This is a genomic window from Streptococcus oralis (assembly GCF_026782285.1).
Taxonomy (GTDB): Bacteria; Bacillota; Bacilli; order Lactobacillales; family Streptococcaceae; genus Streptococcus; species Streptococcus oralis_CG.
The window spans coordinates 1-16,433 of sequence record NZ_JAKUWG010000003.1; the positions used below are offsets into that span (position 1 = coordinate 1).

A 16,433-nucleotide genomic window follows, 5' to 3' on the forward strand; every position below is an offset into this window, starting at 1 on the left:
CAACTCTTTCTATTATACCTACTTTTCCTACTTTGTCAAGGACTTTTTTCAGCGAATGTGATTTTTTCTTTTCTTCACTAACTTAACCACTGCTTCTGTCCGTGCGGTGTGGGGAAACATATCGACTGACTGGATATACTGGAGATCATAGACTTTGACCAGTTTAACTAAATCTCGTGCCAAGGTCGAAACATTGCAGGATACATAGACCATTTTTTCTGGAACATAGGTCAGAATGGTATCCAACAGCTTATCATCTAAGCCTGTACGAGGAGGATCGACTATCAGGGCATCCGCTCGGTAACCTTCTTGATACCAGCGTGGAATAATCTCTTCAGCTGTTCCCGCTTCGTAATGGGTATTGTCAAACCCCATTTTTTGAGCGTTTCGCTTGGCATCTTCTATGGCTTCTGGAATAATATCCATCCCTCTGAGACTCTTGATCTTATTTGCGAAGGCAAATCCAATCGTCCCGACACCGCAATAGGCATCAATCAGATGATCTTCTTTGCTGACATCCAGAGCCTTAACTGCTTCACTATAGAGAATCTCAGTCTGCTCAGGATTAAGCTGATAAAAAGCTCGGGGCGAGAGAGAAAACTCATAATCAAGTACTCCTTCTTGAATACTCTCTTGGCCCCAGATAATTTCCGTCTTTTCACCATAGATTTCACTTGTTTTTGCTGTATTAGTATTGACTGCAACCGTGACGACTTCTGGAAAATCCTTGACTAGGTCTTTGACTAGTTGATTCAAATTAAGCTGGCGATTCGTGACAATGATAATCTGAACTTGACCCGTTTTTCTCGCTCGACGTACCATGATGGTGCGAACACCTAGCGTTTTTCTCTCATCGGTGATGGGAATTTGATGATAAGTGAGAAGCTCAGCTAGGCGATTCGCAATCACTTGGGTTTCCTTATCTTGTACCAAACAGTCTTTCAACTCTACGAGATAATGAGAGTTTTGTGCATACAAACCTGCCTTGACCTGATTGTTAAATTTACGAGTCTGAAATTGCAACTTAGCACGGTAGTACTTTGGTTCCTGCATTCCGATAGTTGGACGGATTTCATAGTTTTCATATCCTGCAGGAGCAAATTTTTTCAGAGCTTGGTGGAGCAAATCCGTTTTGAACTCTAGCTGTTTATCATAGTGAAGGTGCATGATTTGGCAACCACCACATTCATTATAAATGGTACAAGCTGGCACGACTCGAAATTTCGACTTCTTATTAACCTTTAGTAATTTGGCTTCAACAAAGTTACGTTTAATAGAAGTAATCTGACAACAGATATCTTCTCCTTTGAGGGCGCCTGGCACAAAAACAAGGGTTTTCTGGTAGAAACCGATTCCCTCACCATTGATGCCCATTCGCTTGATTTTTAAAGGTATTTTTTGTTTGACTTTCAGATTCATACCCCTATCTTATCACATTTTAAGGTATAATAGAACTATGAAAATCACAAAACTTGAAAAGAAAAAACGTCTCTACCTGATGGAGCTAGATCATCAGCATACCTCTTATATCACGGAAGATACCATTGTCCGTTTTATGTTGTCTAAAGATAAGGTGATTAGCACGGAAGAATTGACCGAGATACAGGGCTTTGCTCAGTTTTCTTATGGTAAGAACCTCGCCCTCTACCATCTATCATTTAAGGCTCGAACCGAAAAGGAAGTGCGAGAGTATCTGAAAAAGTATGATATTGATGAAAAAATCACTAGTCAAGTTATCGCTAATCTTAAAGAAGATAACTGGATTAATGATCGTCAGTATGCCTACTCTATCATCAATGCCAATCAACTTTCTGGAGATAAGGGACCCTATGTGCTAGCTCAAAAACTATCTCAAAAAGGGATTGCCAAATCAACTATTGAAGATGTTTTAAAGGATTTTGATTTTTCAGAGGTTGCTCAACGTGTGGCGGAGAAACTGCTTAAAAAATACAATGGAAAGCTTCCTGCTCGTGCCTTGCAAGATAAGATCATTCAAAGCTTGACCAACAAGGGCTTCTCCTATTCTGATGCTAAAAATGCTTTTGATGACTTGGATAGTCAAGTCGACCAAGAAACGACTCAAGAGCTCATTTTTAAAGAACTGGATAAACAATATGCTAAATATGCTCGTAAATATGAAGGTTACGAACTAAAGCAACGTTTGACCCAAGTTTTAGCTAGAAAAGGCTATGATTTTTCGGATATAGCAAGCGCTCTCAGAGAATATCTTTAACATTTTCAGGTAAAATTCAAAAAAATTAGACCAATTTATGATATAATAGTAAACGATAAACTTATAAATTGTAGAAAGTTGGTTAGTTATGAAACTTCCAAAAGAAGGCGACTTTATTACAATTCAAAGTTATAAGCATGATGGGAGTCTCCACCGTACTTGGCGGGACACCATGGTACTAAAAACAACAGAGAACGCTATTATTGGCGTCAACGACCACACACTTGTTACCGAAAGTGACGGTCGTCGTTGGGTAACTCGAGAACCGGCTATTGTTTACTTTCACAAAAAATATTGGTTTAATATCATTGCTATGATTCGTGATAATGGGATTTCCTACTATTGCAATATGGCCAGCCCTTACTATCTAGATGAGGAAGCCCTGAAATACATTGATTATGATTTGGATGTCAAGGTCTTCACTGATGGCGAAAAGCGTCTCTTGGACGTTGAAGAGTATGAGCGCCATAAACGCAAAATGAAGTATTCTGATGATTTAGACTATATTTTGAAAGAGCATGTTAAAATCCTTGTTGATTGGATCAACAATGGACGCGGTCCTTTCTCAGAGGCCTATGTCAACATTTGGTACAAACGCTACATAGAACTAAAGAATCGGTAAAGTTGTCAAACCGGGGTGAGAGCCCTGGTTTTTTTATTTGAAAAACCCAGCCTGGAAGCTGGATTGATTTCTATATATCTAATTTAGTGACGGTAAACTTGATATGGGAATAATCTTTTTCAACATCCTTATCTAACAGGAAAACCGTGGCATCCTTCTTAATCTGAACAAGGTCAATGTTCTGGGCTTGAGCTGCATAGACGCATCCACAATAACATTGACGATAGATATCATACTCCTCGCACATCTCCACTGAACGTTTATAGCCTTGATTTTTCTTGAAATCACTTGGAAGATAGTGGGTTGTGTAAATCTTTTGCACATCGATTCCGATGCTGTTGATGGTTTGAGAATTCTTATGGGGACTGATGGTCAAGGCTGAACCAAAGTAGTCAAAGCCCAAATCCATAGCTACCTGTGCTGTTTTGTCCAAACGGTAGTCAAAACAAACCTTGCAACGGTCGCCGCCTTCTGGTTCTTCTTCCAGTCCTCTGACTAACTTCCGGTATTCATTGGGTTCATATGGGGCTTCTAAATACTGAACCGTATTTCCTGTCCGCTCATTGAAATCACTGACAAATTTCTTGGTGACGTAAGCTCGCTTGTGGTATTCTGCCTTGGGATGGATATTGGAATTGGCAAAATAGATAGTCACATCCGCGTACTTGGTCAGGTATTCTAGGGTATAGGTACTACAAGGAGCACAGCAAACATGCATGAGAATAGTGGGACGTTGCTCATTTTTCTCCCAAACCTGAACCATTTTCTGCATGACACGGTCATAATTAATCTTCTGATTGGGATTCATCTTGCTCAGAATTTCTTCTACATCGATCATGTTCTTCTCCTTTTACTATTAGTTATTTTACCACATATCACCAACCAGCTCAAATCTATTTTTTTAAAAAGGTAATAAAAAGAGGGATTCGTATTCCCTCCTTTTGTGTTTTTTTATGAGTTGCTTTTACATCATCCCGCCCATCATGCTTGGATCCATTGCTGGAGCTGGGGCTACTGGTTCTGGTTTATTGGCTACGACTGCTTCTGTTGTCAAAATCAAGCTGGCTACAGATGCTGCATTTTGAAGAGCTGAACGGCTCACTTTAACTGGGTCGATGATTCCCTCTTCAATCATGTTGACCCACTCACCAGTTGCTGCATTGAAGCCTGTACCAACTTCAGCATTCTTCAAGCGGTCAATAACGATAGACCCTTCGAATCCTGCATTGTGGGCGATTTGACGAACAGGTTCTTCCAAGGCACGGAGAACAATATTGCGTCCTGTTGCTTCATCTCCTGTCAATTCCAAATCAGCTACGGCTGGAATGACATTAGCAAGTGCAGTTCCACCACCTGCAACGATGCCTTCTTCAACAGCTGCACGAGTAGCGTTGAGGGCATCTTCAATGCGAAGTTTCATTTCTTTCAACTCAGTTTCAGTTGCAGCTCCGACCTTGATGACTGCGACACCACCCGACAATTTTGCCAAGCGTTCTTGCAATTTTTCACGGTCAAATTCAGAAGTTGTAGTTTCAATTTGAGACTTGATAACTGCAACACGGTGAGAAATAGCTTCAGGATTTCCAGCACCTTCTACGATAACCGTGCTATCTTTGTCCACAGTTACTCTCGCTGCTTGACCTAGCGCCTCAATAGTAGCATCTTTCAACTCAAGACCAAGGTCTTCTGTGATGACTGTTCCGCCTGTCAAGATAGCGATGTCTTCTAACATAGCTTTACGGCGGTCCCCAAAGCCAGGTGCCTTAACTGCTACTACGTTGAAAGTTCCACGAATCTTGTTCAACACAAGAGTTGGAAGAGCTTCGCCATCTACATCATCCGCAATAATCAAGAGTGGACGATTGCTTTGGAGAATACTTTCTAGAAGTGGCAAGATTTCTTGGATATTTGAAATCTTCTTATCAGTAATCAAAATGTATGGATTTTCAAGATCCGCCACCATTTTTTCACTATCTGTCACCATGTACTGTGATAGGTAACCGCGGTCAAACTGCATACCTTCCACAACTTCGAGCTCTGTTTCCATACCACGTGACTCTTCGATGGTGATGACACCATCTTTGCCAACTTTTTCCATAGCTTCAGAAATGTACTCGCCGACTTTCTCAGAACGAGAAGATACAGCTGCAACCTGAGCGATGGCTTCTTTATTGGCAACTGGAATGGCATTGTTTTTCAATGCTTCTACAGCAGCGGCAACTGCTGCTTCAATCCCACGACGGATACCGATTGGGTTGGCACCTGCAGTGACGTTTTTGATTCCTTCGCGGACGATAGCTTGGGTCAAAACAGTTGCAGTTGTCGTTCCGTCACCTGCGATGTCGTTGGTCTTTGAAGCCACTTCTGATACTAATTTGGCACCCATATTTTCAAAATGGTCTTCCAACTCGATTTCTTTGGCAATGGTCACACCATCATTGGTAATCAATGGTGAACCAAATGATTTTTCCAACACAACATTACGACCTTTTGGTCCCAAGGTTACTTTAACAGTATCTGCAAGGATATCGACACCACGGACCATAGCTGAACGAGCATCAGATGAAAATTTAATTTCTTTTGACATACTTACTTTCTCCTTCTATTCTTCAATGATAGCCAAGATGTTGGCTTCGCCTACGATGATATACTTTTCATCGCCATCTTTGACATCAATACCTGCATGGGATTCCACTAAAACACGGTCTCCAGGCTTAACGCTTGGAGCTACTAAGTCACCGTTCAAAGTACGAACACCTTGTCCAGTAGCTACAACTTGGGCTGTTTTTGTTTTTTCTTGGGCTGATCCTGCAAGGACAAAGCCTCCAACAGTTTGTTCTTTTTCTTCGATTTTCAAGACCACACGGTCTCCTAATGGTTTCAACATCTGTTTTCCTCCATAATGAACCACATATTATTAGCACTCTTTATATTTGAGTGCTAATTCATATTTCTATTGTATCACTTGGTCAGAAATAGTCAAGAAAAAAGTCTGACTTTCTCAAGATAAAAAGCCTGAGACCAACTCAGACTTTGCACTACTTAAAATGGCAATTCTTCCTCTTCCAAAACCAAGTCTGCCAAGTCTTGTCCTGCGTTATTTTCACGCACGGCCCGTTGGGCGCGGCTTTCCAAAAGTTGGAATCCTGTAACAAGTACTTCGGTCACGTAGTTCATCTGGCCATTTTTCTCAAAGCGACGGGTACGAAGTTCTCCATCTACCGAAATGAGACTGCCTTTAGTTGCGTAACTTGCCATGGTTTCAGCCAATTTTCCCCAAAGAACCAGATTGACAAAGTCAGCTTCGCGTTCCCCATTTTGGTCTTTGTAACGACGGTTCACAGCGATCGTTGCTCGCGCAACTGACTTGTCGTTGTTTGTTTTGTGCAATTCTGGTGTAGACGTCAAGCGCCCAATAAGAATAACTTTATTATACATATTTTCTTCCTCCTACTTATCTATTCGCAGGAAATCAAAAAAAGTTACAGTAATTTGTAACTTTTCGAAGAAATTTTTTACTTTTTATGAACCATGAAACCTGTCGCCTGTTGATTGGCCATAATGGTCATATCTGTAATCTGCACACGACGCGGTTGACTGGTCACATAAACCACAGTGTCTGCGATGTCTTGTGCTTGCAGGGCTTCTATTCCCTGATAGACCGTCGCAGCTCGCTCTTTATCACCGTGAAAACGAACTGTAGAGAAATCTGTTTCGACAATCCCTGGCTGAATGGTAGTTACCTTGATATCCGTTGCGATGGTATCAATTCGCAGACCATCTGAAAAAGTCTTGACAGCAGCCTTGGTGGCTGAGTAAACAGCTGCCCCAGCATAGGCATAAATTCCTGCGGTTGACCCCATGTTGATAATGTGACCTTGATTGGCTTTTACCATTACTGGCAAGAAACAGCGAGTGACTGCCATCAAACCTTTGACATTGGTATCCAACATGGTCAGCATATCCAACTCTTCGTAGTCTTGATAGGGAGCCAAGCCAAGAGCTAATCCAGCGTTATTGACCAATATATCAATCTGACCGACTTTTGCTAGAATATCGGAGCAGACCGTCTTTACCATGGTCATATCCGTCACATCTAGTGGAAAAGCCCAAACTGTTTGACTTGGAAAAGTTTCCGCAAACTCTGACTTGAGGGCCTCTAGTCTGTCTGTCCGTCGCCCTGTTAGAACGACATTCTCCCCCTGCTCCAGATAAGCACGCGCAATCGCTTCACCGATTCCTGAGGTCGCCCCTGTAATCACTACATTTTTTGCCATCTTATTTCCTTCTATCTGGTCTATCAGATACTGACAACTTCCTAGGCAATCCAGTGTTTGGCTGGATCAAATGGAGTTCCGACAACTTGGTCTTCTGATAATTCAATAACCCCACGTTTTTGCGGAGCATTTGGCAGATACAATTCACGAGGGCTGCACATCATGCCAAAACTCTTTTCACCACGAAGTTCGCCTGGGAAAATGAGATTGCCTTTTGGCATCATCGCTCCAGGGAGAGCCACAATGGTTTTCAATCCGACACGCGCATTGGGAGCCCCTGCAACGATTTGCACTGTCTTGTCACTTGCGACGGCCACTTGACAGATGTTGAGGTGGTCACTATCTGGATGAGCTACCATCTCGACAATCTCACCGACGACGAACTTAGGTTCCTTGTCATTGACAATTTCTTCAGTAAAGCCTTCCGCCTGTAACTCTTGGTTCAAACGAGCGACTTGCTCATCTGTCAAAAAGACTTGACCACGCTCTGCAATTTCAAACAAACTTGAAACTTCGAAAATATTCCAAGCTACTGTTTCTCCATTTTCTTTGAGGAAAACACGCGCAATATTGCCTTTACGCTCAGCATCTAGCTTGGCGTCACCACTGTTTTTCACGATGACCATAAGGACATCGCCGACATGTTCTTTGTTATATGTAAAAATCATTCTTTCCTTTTTCTCCTATTTCAGTTCTGCTAAAAAGTCGTTAATTTGTTGCTTGCTTTTACGGTCACGATTGACAAATCGGCCGATTTCCTTGTCCTTTTCTAGCACAACAAGACTAGGAATGCCGTACACATCCCAGAGTTTGGCCAGATCCAGATACTGGTCTCGGTCCACTCGAATAAAAGTGAACTCTGGATTGGTTTCCTCAATCTCTGGCAAGGCTGGATAGATATAACGACAATCACCACACCAGTCTGCCACAAAAAGGAAGACCTTCTTGCCATCTTGCTCGACAAAACCTGCGAGTTCTTCTATACTATTGGGAATAATCATAAGACTTCCTCCTCATAGACCAGGTCTTCATTTTCATAGACAAAGGTATAGTGACGACCATCCTCGAAAATGACTCCTCCGACAAGTCGCTCTAGGCTACTTTCGTAGACTTGAACATAGAGAGTCGCAATCTCACCCATATCTGAGAAAAGTTCGCGCACGATAGCGGTCAACTCTTCTTGAGTCTTCATGAGTTTGTGGTTATCTGCTGCTTTTTTAGCCCCTAAAGCAAGGGCACTTAGACCAGCCACAGTCAAGCCAGTCATCCATAATTTCTTAGCTTTCATACCTTTCATTGTAACACAAAAAGGGCTCTAGGACAAATGAGGAAGTAGCAGAAAAACAAGTAAAAATCCTCTTCCCTCGGTGAAGGGAGAAGAGTTCTGATTCTTATTGCCAAGCGCCTGAGTTAACAAGAATTTCCTGAATGAATATAAAAAACCTCTGAGATTCTTCTCAAAGGTTCTGATTATGCTAATTACTGTTTTCAACTGCTGCGGTGACAAAGGCTGTGTAGAGTTCTTCTGGACGGTTTGGACGGCTGGAAAGTTCAGGGTGATACTGACACGCTACAAAGAATTTATTTTCAGGAATTTCCACAATTTCTACCAAACGATTGTCTGGAGAAACTCCTGAAAAGACAAAGCCTGCTGCTTCAAACTGTTCACGAAAGGCGTTGTTAAACTCATAACGGTGACGGTGACGGCGTTGCACCACTTCTTGATTATGGTAAGCAGTTGCTGCCTTAGAACCACGTTTTAACTTAGATGGATAAAGTCCCAAACGAAGGGTCCCCCCCATATCCTCCACGTCAATCTGATCACGCATGATATCAATGATAGGGTATTTTGTATCTGGTGCCAATTCTGCAGAATTGGCACCTTCAAGCCCTAAAACGTGACGAGCAAACTCGATACAAGTCAACTGCATTCCCAAGCAGACACCCAACATTGGAACATCATTTTCACGCGCATAACGGATGGCTTGAATTTTTCCTTCCGTACCACGTTGGCCAAAACCTCCTGGCACAATGATTCCGTCCGCATCAGACAAGAGTTCTGCTACATTCTCTGCTGTCACATCATTGGCATTGATCCAATTAATCTTCACTTCTGCGTCGTTGGCATACCCAGAGTGTTTCAAGGCTTCGACCACTGAGATGTAGGCATCTTGCAACTCCACATACTTACCAACGAGGGAAATTTTAACTTGTTTCTTGAGATTCATGACCTTGTCCACCATGGCTGACCACTCTGTCATATCCGCTACTGGTGCGTCTAGTTTCAAATGGTCACAGACAATTTGGTCCATACCTTGTGCCTGCAAATTCAGTGGAATTTGGTAAAGGTGTTCAACATCCAAAGACTCGATAACAGCTTCTGGAGCCACGTCACAAAACTGAGCTAGTTTGTTTTTAATTCCTTGACCAGCTGGTTTCTCGGTACGAATAACCAACATATTTGGCTGGATTCCCAAACCGCGCAATTCTTTTACAGAATGCTGAGTTGGCTTGGTCTTCATCTCACCAGCAGCCTTGAGGTAAGGAAGCAAGGTTGTATGGATATACATGACATTATCTGCACCCACATCTGCCTTCATCTGACGAAGGGCCTCTAGGAATGGCAAGGACTCGATATCTCCAACGGTTCCACCAACCTCTGTGATAATAACATCAGAGTCAGTCGTTACAGCAGCACGCTTGATTTTTTCTTTCAAAGCATCTGTGATATGAGGAATAACCTGAACAGTTGCCCCAAGGTATTCTCCACGGCGTTCCTTACGAAGAACTTCACTGTAAATTTTACCAGTTGTCACGTTGGAATATTTGTTGAGATTGATATCGATGAATCGTTCATAGTGACCCAAGTCCAAATCTGTCTCAGCCCCATCATCAGTCACAAAGACTTCCCCATGCTGGTAAGGACTCATGGTTCCCGGGTCGATATTGATATAAGGGTCAAACTTCTGAATAGTCACTTTTAGACCACGATTTTTCAAGAGACGGCCTAGACTTGCTGCCACAATCCCTTTCCCAATAGACGACACCACACCACCAGTTACAAAAATATATTTCGTAGACATAGATTCCTCTTTCTAAAATGCTCAAGGTCTTGTTAACTACGAGGGGAAATAGAAAACAAGACCCTTATGAATAACGACATTTCAAGAAAACTTCCTGAAAAAACAAAAATAGCTCCCTAGTAACTAGGGAGCCCCGACCTCTAAAAGAGGTGCCCGAACAATATAATACCTCAAAGCAGAACATTTGTCAACCCGAATGGGTAAAACATGAAAAAAGGAGATTGTTTTCAGAAAACCAACTAAAGATCCGCATCCAAACGGATGACCTGCTCAAGGAACAAAAAAGGAGATCGGGCGATCTCCTCTGTAAAGTCTTTTACTCTTCTTCACTCGTTTCAGCGTCATCGTCAGAAAACTCGTCGTCTTCTTCGTTGAGATCCACGTCTTCACCCAAGTCATCAGGGGCAATTTCGTTGATTTCTGCATCGTAAGCTTCCACTTCATTTTTCTCATCATCTGGATTTTCATCATCGTATGAAAGAGCTGGATCTGCTTCGTATGCATCTTCATCTTCTGGATCATCCGCATTGTAGTCAATGGCATCTGAATCACCATCCATAAAGGCATTGACACGTTTTTTCTTAGCTTTTGGTGCTACCTCATCGTCGTCACTTTCTTCAAGAGCGATGATTTCTTCGTCAATTTCGTCTACACCATACCATGAACGAAGCCCCCATTTGTTGTCTCCGAGAGAGATGAAGCTACCGTCAAAGTTCAACTCTGTGTAGAACAAAGGCAAAGCTTCGCGGATATCGCTGTTTGATGTTCCAAGGTAGTTTTGAATTTCGTTTACAAGATCGCTAAAATGCATCTCATGATCGCGACCACGAAGTTCCAAGATAGCACGCGCTACCTCAATCATAGATAGTTCACTTTTTTCTTGCCCAGCAAATACTTCTAATTCCAAAGCGTTTCTCCTCATTTTTACTACTATCGCCAGAGCGAACATACTCTGACCTCATTTTATCATGTACTCTTTATTGTACGATAATTTTGCGGAATAGTCAAAGGTTAAATGAGAGAAAGTGACAGGACTTTTTATTTCTTTGCTAGCCAGCCGATGGCATCGCTTGGTGGAGTTATAGGAACAAATTGACTGAGTTTTTTATGTGGTAAGATGATTTCTAATTTCCTTGGGAGTATGAACGTAAATTAATTTTAGAAAAATTATCTTCTTTCAATTTTAAGGACTTAAACTCATATTCATTAATTTTATTTTTCCCAAGTAAATAAACTAATACCTGTCTTAGGTTAGTAGATGAAGCTCTATATTCAGAATCCCCTAGTGGAGATTTCTCAACTATTTTTTGAACATCTTGAATAAGATAATCTGATTCTAAATCAATTTCAAAAAGGTTATAAATCAAAGCTAAAATTATAGAGATACCAGTATGATATTTCATACCTTTACCTAAAGATTTCCCCATCAATTGCATAGATATTGGGAATTCCACAGTTTCTGATAATTTCAAGACGAAATTATTGAATCCCTTGAATTTCTCTATCATATCGTTGGAATTTTCTTCTCCTTTATGATATAAATCAGAACAATATTTTAAATAATCGGTGGATAACTTTACCCCATCCTTTAAATTCAGCTTTTCTACATCGGAAAGTCTAGTTAGTATATTTAAAATAATACAGATTTCTTGATGGTTCTTTTGTTTGTTCTTCCTATTTATAGTAATATTATAAGCATTGCTAAGAGTATTTGCTTCAGATAAAGAATATGTAAAATAAGAGGTATGATTCTCTTCTAAAGAAAAAATATCGTTTATGAACTGAGTGATTAATTGACTCGTTCTAGAAAAATATGTTGCCATTGAGATTTCATGAGCTTCTAATGGTTTTGAATTTTTATTATATCTTTTAAAAAGTTCAATTTCAATCTCTGAATTATCAAATGCATTAAATTCAAGGACTGACACATAACTTCCAAGGATTGCTATACGAATATCTAATTCTAATTCAGAAAATCTTTTCCCTTCAAATATTGGATTTTCTATCAGCTCCCCATTTTCGTTACGATCTAAAATCTCAAGACTTTTTAAAGGAAATTTCCCTTTTACAAATCTATAAATCGCTGTTAACCGGTGCTGCCCGTCCATCACATGTCTTAATTGCAACTTATCCTTAGTTCTCACTAAAAAAATCTCTGGGATAGGTATCCCGACTATCAAAGACTCAATAATAGAGCTTTCTTCTGCAATAGTAGATCTATATTGTCTTTGGTAATCTGGCGTCAAAATAATTCCATTAAGAAATTTATTAAGTGCTTCGTCATCTATTTTCTCTAATTCCACCAGAGATTTTTTATACTTTTCACCTTTATCAATAAAACTCACAATATCCTGTACAGAAATGAGTGGACGACTTGAACTTATTCTAAATTCTGTTTGATTCATCTTGTTATCTACTTTCTATGTTTAATATTCTTTACTAAGTTATCTATGTCTGGATAGATGCTTTCATAGGTGATACCAATATTAAACAATTCATTAAAAAGAGTTTCTTTTACTTCCTGTGGGATTAATACACAGTATGTATATTCTTTTAACATTGTCTTTATATTATCAGATAATTTGGTTTCTGCTTTTAGAAAGTATCCTTTTTGAAAGTGAATCCTCTCATTCGAATCTTCCAATTTGATAAAAACATCTTTTTTTGAATACCCATCTCTATAGTGATTAACACTTTTTTCGTCAGAAAAATCGAAAAATGGTTCTCGAGTCTTAATGATTTCATTATGATACTCTTCTGTTGCTACAAAATAAACTACACTCGGCTTATCTTTGTAATCAAATTCCTCAAGTGCAAAAAATAAGGATAATAGATGAGCCTCAGTGAAATCTAAATATTTAGTTGGCAAGCCATAGTGTTGGGCATATGCTGTTACAGACTCTTTAGATTTTGATAGTATTGCCTTGTCGTAAAATGATGCATTTCGAATAAACCTATCAACCAATTCTTTTTCTTGCATCTCATATGCTTTATATCTAAATACTGATGGGACTAAATCAAATGTACAATCCTTTTGACCTCGGGAAAGTAGAAAATGACCTTCTTGATTAAATTCAGTAATCACTTGTATATATTCAGTAAGATTCTGAACTACAAAAACTTTATCCTCTGGAATACCGTATCTACTTGCGAACGATCTAATTAATACATCAGGTTCTCCATTCCATTGAACAAATTGTTCTGATGCTTCTATAAGTGAATCATTCTTTTTAAGAACAATTAAATCATTTTCAAAATGAGATACCTCAAGCTTGAATTTTTTGAATAGATAGTCTTTTATATTAGTTTCTTCTATATTCTCTGGTTCTTCCCGAGTATCCTTTTGTAAATTTGAATCAAAAATAAGAGCTCTAACATTTTTATAGTTTTCTTCAATTTCTTTATCTTCAATACCTAATATTCTTAGAAAATCCTCCGGAGTTGTCTCATTGATATCATTCAATTCATCTTCAGAAAAAAGGCTATGTATTTTTTCAAGACTAGGTTCAGTTTTATCTGATAGAAATTCTTTAACTTTAATAAATACAGTTGTTCTCAATTAGCAGCCCTCCACCAACTTCTTCATTTCATCAATTCGCGCTACTGTCGCATCGTATTTGGCTTGGTAGTCGGCTTGTTTGTCACGTTCTTTTTGGACGACTTCTGGTTTGGCATTGGCTACGAAGCGTTCGTTAGAGAGCTTCTTGCCAACCATATCCAGTTCTTTTTGCCATTTAGCCAGTTCCTTGTCGAGACGAGCCAGTTCTTCTTCGACATTGAGGAGGTCTGCGAGAGGCAAGTAGATTTCTGCTCCTGTGATGACGCTTGACATAGCAAGTTCAGGTGCAGGGATGGTTGATGCGATTTCCAAGTGTTCTGGATTTGTGAAGCGTTTGATGTAGTTGACATTGCTGTTAAAGAAGGCTTCCAAGTTGCTATCGCTTGTCTTAACAAGGATAGTAATAGGTTTACTTGGTGCAACGTTTACTTCCGCACGCGCATTCCGAACAGCACGGATCAAGTCTTTGAGGCTTTCGACACCTGTGTGAGCCGAAAGGTCTTCAAAGGCTGGGTTAACAGTTGGGTATTCTGCTGTAACGATAGAGCCTTCTGAGATTTGTCCAAAGATTTCCTCTGTCACGAATGGCATGATTGGGTGAAGGAGACGAAGGATCTTGTCCAAGGTGTAAAGAAGAACAGAACGTGTGATGACTTTTTCATCTTCGTTATCGCTATAAAGGACTTCCTTGGTCAACTCAACGTACCAGTCCGCAAACTCGTCCCAGATGAAGTTGTAGAGGATATGTCCAGCTACACCAAACTCAAACTTGTCAAAGTTTTCAGTAACTTTGCCGATCGTTTCATTGAGGTTGTGGAGAATCCAGCGGTCTGTGACGTTTCCAGCTTCCTTGTTAACAACTTTTTCCACATTAGCAGTTGCTTGGTCAAGGGTCAAGCCTTCATTGTTCATGAGGATGTAGCGAGAGATGTTCCAGATCTTGTTAATGAAGTTCCATGAAGCATCCATTTTCTCGTAAGAGAAGCGCACGTCTTGACCTGGTGCAGAACCGTTTGAAAGGAACCAACGAAGGCTATCTGTTCCGTACTTATCAATAACATCCATTGGATCAATCCCGTTACCGAGAGATTTCGACATCTTGCGTCCTTGCTCATCACGAATGAGACCATGAATCAAGGCATTTTTGAATGGCGACTTGCCAGTAAATTCCAAACCTTGGAAAATCATCCGAGACACCCAGAACGGAATAATATCATAACCAGTCACCAAAGTTGATGTTGGATAATAACGTTTAAAGTCTTCTGAGTCGACATCCGGCCAGCCCATGGTAGAGAATGGCCAAAGGGCAGAACTGAACCAGGTATCCAAGACGTCTTCGTCCTGAGTCCATCCGTCGCCTTCTGGAGCTTCTTCACCAACGTATATTTCACCCTCAGCATTGTACCAAGCAGGGATTTGGTGACCCCACCAGAGCTGACGAGAGATTACCCAGTCGTGGACATTTTCCATCCATTGGAGGAAGGTATCGTTGAAACGAGGTGGGTAGAATTCTACCTTGTCCTCAGTATCTTGGTTAGCAATAGCATTCTTAGCCAATTGGTCCATCTTAACGAACCATTGCGTAGACAAGCGTGGCTCAACTACAACACCTGTACGCTCTGAATGACCAACACTGTGGACACGTTTTTCGACTTTAACGAGGGCACCGATTTCTTCCAACTTAGCAACGACTGCTTTACGAGCTTCAAAACGATCCATACCTGCAAATTCAAAGGCCAAGTCGTTCATGGTTCCGTCGTCGTTCATGACGTTGACTTGTGGCAAGTTATGGCGTTGACCAACCAAGAAGTCGTTTGGATCGTGGGCAGGTGTGATTTTTACGACACCAGTACCAAATTCAGGATCAGCGTGCTCATCTCCAACGATTGGGATGAGTTTGTTAGCGATTGGAAGGATGACGTTTTTACCAATCAAGTCCTTGTAGCGTGGGTCTTCTGGATTAACCGCAACGGCAACGTCCCCAAACATGGTCTCAGGACGAGTGGTCGCCACTTCAAGGGCGCGTGAACCGTCTTCCAGCATGTAGTTCATGTGGTAGAAGGCACCTTCGACGTCCTTGTGAATCACCTCGATATCAGAAAGGGCTGTGCGAGCTGCTGGATCCCAGTTGATGATAAACTCACCACGGTAGATCCAGCCTTTCTTGTAAAGGTCCACGAAAACCTTGCGAACAGCTTTTGACAAACCTTCATCAAGAGTGAAACGCTCACGAGAGTAGTCTACAGAGAGACCCATCTTGCCCCATTGTTCCTTGATGGTAGTCGCATATTCGTCTTTCCATTCCCAGACTTTCTCAAGGAATTTTTCACGACCGAGGTCATAACGACTAATGCCCTCACCACGCAAGCGCTCCTCAACCTTAGCCTGAGTGGCAATCCCAGCATGGTCCATTCCTGGAAGCCAAAGCGTATCAAAGCCTTGCATCCGTTTTTGACGGATGATGATATCCTGAAGAGTCGTATCCCAAGCGTGACCAAGGTGGAGTTTACCAGTTACGTTTGGTGGTGGAATGACAATAGAATAAGGCTTAGCCTTTTTATCGCCAGAAGGCTTGAAAACATCCGCATCAAGCCATTTTTGGTAACGACCAGCCTCAACCTCGGCTGGATTGTATTTAGGTGAAAGTTCTTTAGACATG

The 16,433-nt window shown here is 41.0% G+C and carries 16 protein-coding genes; 2 read left to right on the plus strand and 14 right to left on the minus strand.

The window, feature by feature from the left end:
• Window positions 1-48 precede the first annotated feature (48 nt).
• The gene (rlmD, locus tag MK403_RS02320; RefSeq protein WP_268708845.1) at window positions 49-1,419 is read right to left on the minus strand and encodes a 23S rRNA (uracil(1939)-C(5))-methyltransferase RlmD; all 1,371 of its coding nucleotides are present in this window, start codon (window positions 1,417-1,419) and stop codon (window positions 49-51) included.
• Window positions 1,420-1,456: 37 nt separating this feature from the next.
• Here rlmD and recX point away from each other — a divergent pair, with 37 nt between their 5' ends.
• Window positions 1,457-2,233, plus strand: a complete 777-nt coding sequence (gene recX / locus MK403_RS02325) for a recombination regulator RecX (protein ID WP_268708846.1) — start codon at window positions 1,457-1,459, stop codon at window positions 2,231-2,233.
• Window positions 2,234-2,321: 88 nt separating this feature from the next.
• A complete protein-coding gene (gene ntdP / locus MK403_RS02330; RefSeq protein WP_000775318.1) occupies window positions 2,322-2,855 on the plus strand; it encodes a nucleoside tri-diphosphate phosphatase in 534 nt (177 codons plus the stop codon).
• Window positions 2,856-2,925: 70 nt separating this feature from the next.
• Here ntdP and MK403_RS02335 read toward each other — a convergent pair whose 3' ends face one another.
• From MK403_RS02335 to MK403_RS02395, 13 genes are all read right to left on the minus strand, one after another.
• Window positions 2,926-3,693: an epoxyqueuosine reductase QueH gene (locus tag MK403_RS02335; protein WP_268708847.1), complete on the minus strand. Its 768-nt coding sequence runs from the start codon at window positions 3,691-3,693 to the stop codon at window positions 2,926-2,928.
• A 126-nt stretch (window positions 3,694-3,819) separates the two neighbouring features.
• Window positions 3,820-5,442, minus strand: a complete 1,623-nt coding sequence (groL, locus tag MK403_RS02340; RefSeq protein ID WP_000031557.1) for a chaperonin GroEL — start codon at window positions 5,440-5,442, stop codon at window positions 3,820-3,822.
• 15 nt (window positions 5,443-5,457) lie between these two features.
• Window positions 5,458-5,742, minus strand: coding sequence for a co-chaperone GroES (gene groES / locus MK403_RS02345; protein ID WP_268708848.1), 285 nt, complete (start codon window positions 5,740-5,742; stop codon window positions 5,458-5,460).
• 155 nt (window positions 5,743-5,897) lie between these two features.
• Window positions 5,898-6,293, minus strand: coding sequence for a single-stranded DNA-binding protein (locus tag MK403_RS02350; protein WP_268708849.1), 396 nt, complete (start codon window positions 6,291-6,293; stop codon window positions 5,898-5,900).
• Between the two features lie 77 nt (window positions 6,294-6,370).
• A complete protein-coding gene (locus MK403_RS02355) occupies window positions 6,371-7,132 on the minus strand; it encodes an SDR family NAD(P)-dependent oxidoreductase (RefSeq protein WP_268708850.1) in 762 nt (253 codons plus the stop codon).
• Between the two features lie 41 nt (window positions 7,133-7,173).
• Window positions 7,174-7,800 carry a YtpR family tRNA-binding protein gene (ytpR, locus tag MK403_RS02360; protein WP_268708851.1) on the minus strand — a complete coding sequence of 209 codons (627 nt, stop codon included), beginning with the start codon at window positions 7,798-7,800 and terminating at the stop codon, window positions 7,174-7,176.
• A gap of 15 nt (window positions 7,801-7,815) precedes the next feature.
• Window positions 7,816-8,133 carry a thioredoxin family protein gene (locus MK403_RS02365; RefSeq protein ID WP_268708852.1) on the minus strand — a complete coding sequence of 106 codons (318 nt, stop codon included), beginning with the start codon at window positions 8,131-8,133 and terminating at the stop codon, window positions 7,816-7,818.
• Window positions 8,130-8,429: a DUF4651 domain-containing protein gene (locus MK403_RS02370; protein WP_008277325.1), complete on the minus strand. Its 300-nt coding sequence runs from the start codon at window positions 8,427-8,429 to the stop codon at window positions 8,130-8,132. Before MK403_RS02370 ends, MK403_RS02365 begins: the two co-directional genes overlap by 4 nt.
• A gap of 178 nt (window positions 8,430-8,607) precedes the next feature.
• Window positions 8,608-10,215: a CTP synthase gene (locus MK403_RS02375; RefSeq protein ID WP_268708853.1), complete on the minus strand. Its 1,608-nt coding sequence runs from the start codon at window positions 10,213-10,215 to the stop codon at window positions 8,608-8,610.
• A gap of 316 nt (window positions 10,216-10,531) precedes the next feature.
• On the minus strand, window positions 10,532-11,122 hold the full coding sequence (rpoE, locus tag MK403_RS02380; RefSeq protein WP_000418415.1) for a DNA-directed RNA polymerase subunit delta: 591 nt from the start codon (window positions 11,120-11,122) through the stop codon (window positions 10,532-10,534).
• A 217-nt stretch (window positions 11,123-11,339) separates the two neighbouring features.
• Window positions 11,340-12,620 (minus strand): DUF262 domain-containing protein, encoded by a 1,281-nt coding sequence (locus MK403_RS02385; RefSeq protein WP_268708854.1) that lies wholly within the window; start codon window positions 12,618-12,620, stop codon window positions 11,340-11,342.
• Between the two features lie 8 nt (window positions 12,621-12,628).
• Window positions 12,629-13,774, minus strand: a complete 1,146-nt coding sequence (locus MK403_RS02390) for an FRG domain-containing protein (RefSeq protein WP_268708855.1) — start codon at window positions 13,772-13,774, stop codon at window positions 12,629-12,631.
• Complete coding sequence (locus MK403_RS02395; RefSeq protein ID WP_268708856.1) at window positions 13,775-16,432, minus strand: valine--tRNA ligase; 2,658 nt, start codon at window positions 16,430-16,432, stop codon at window positions 13,775-13,777.
• Between the last annotated feature and the right edge of the window lies 1 nt (window position 16,433).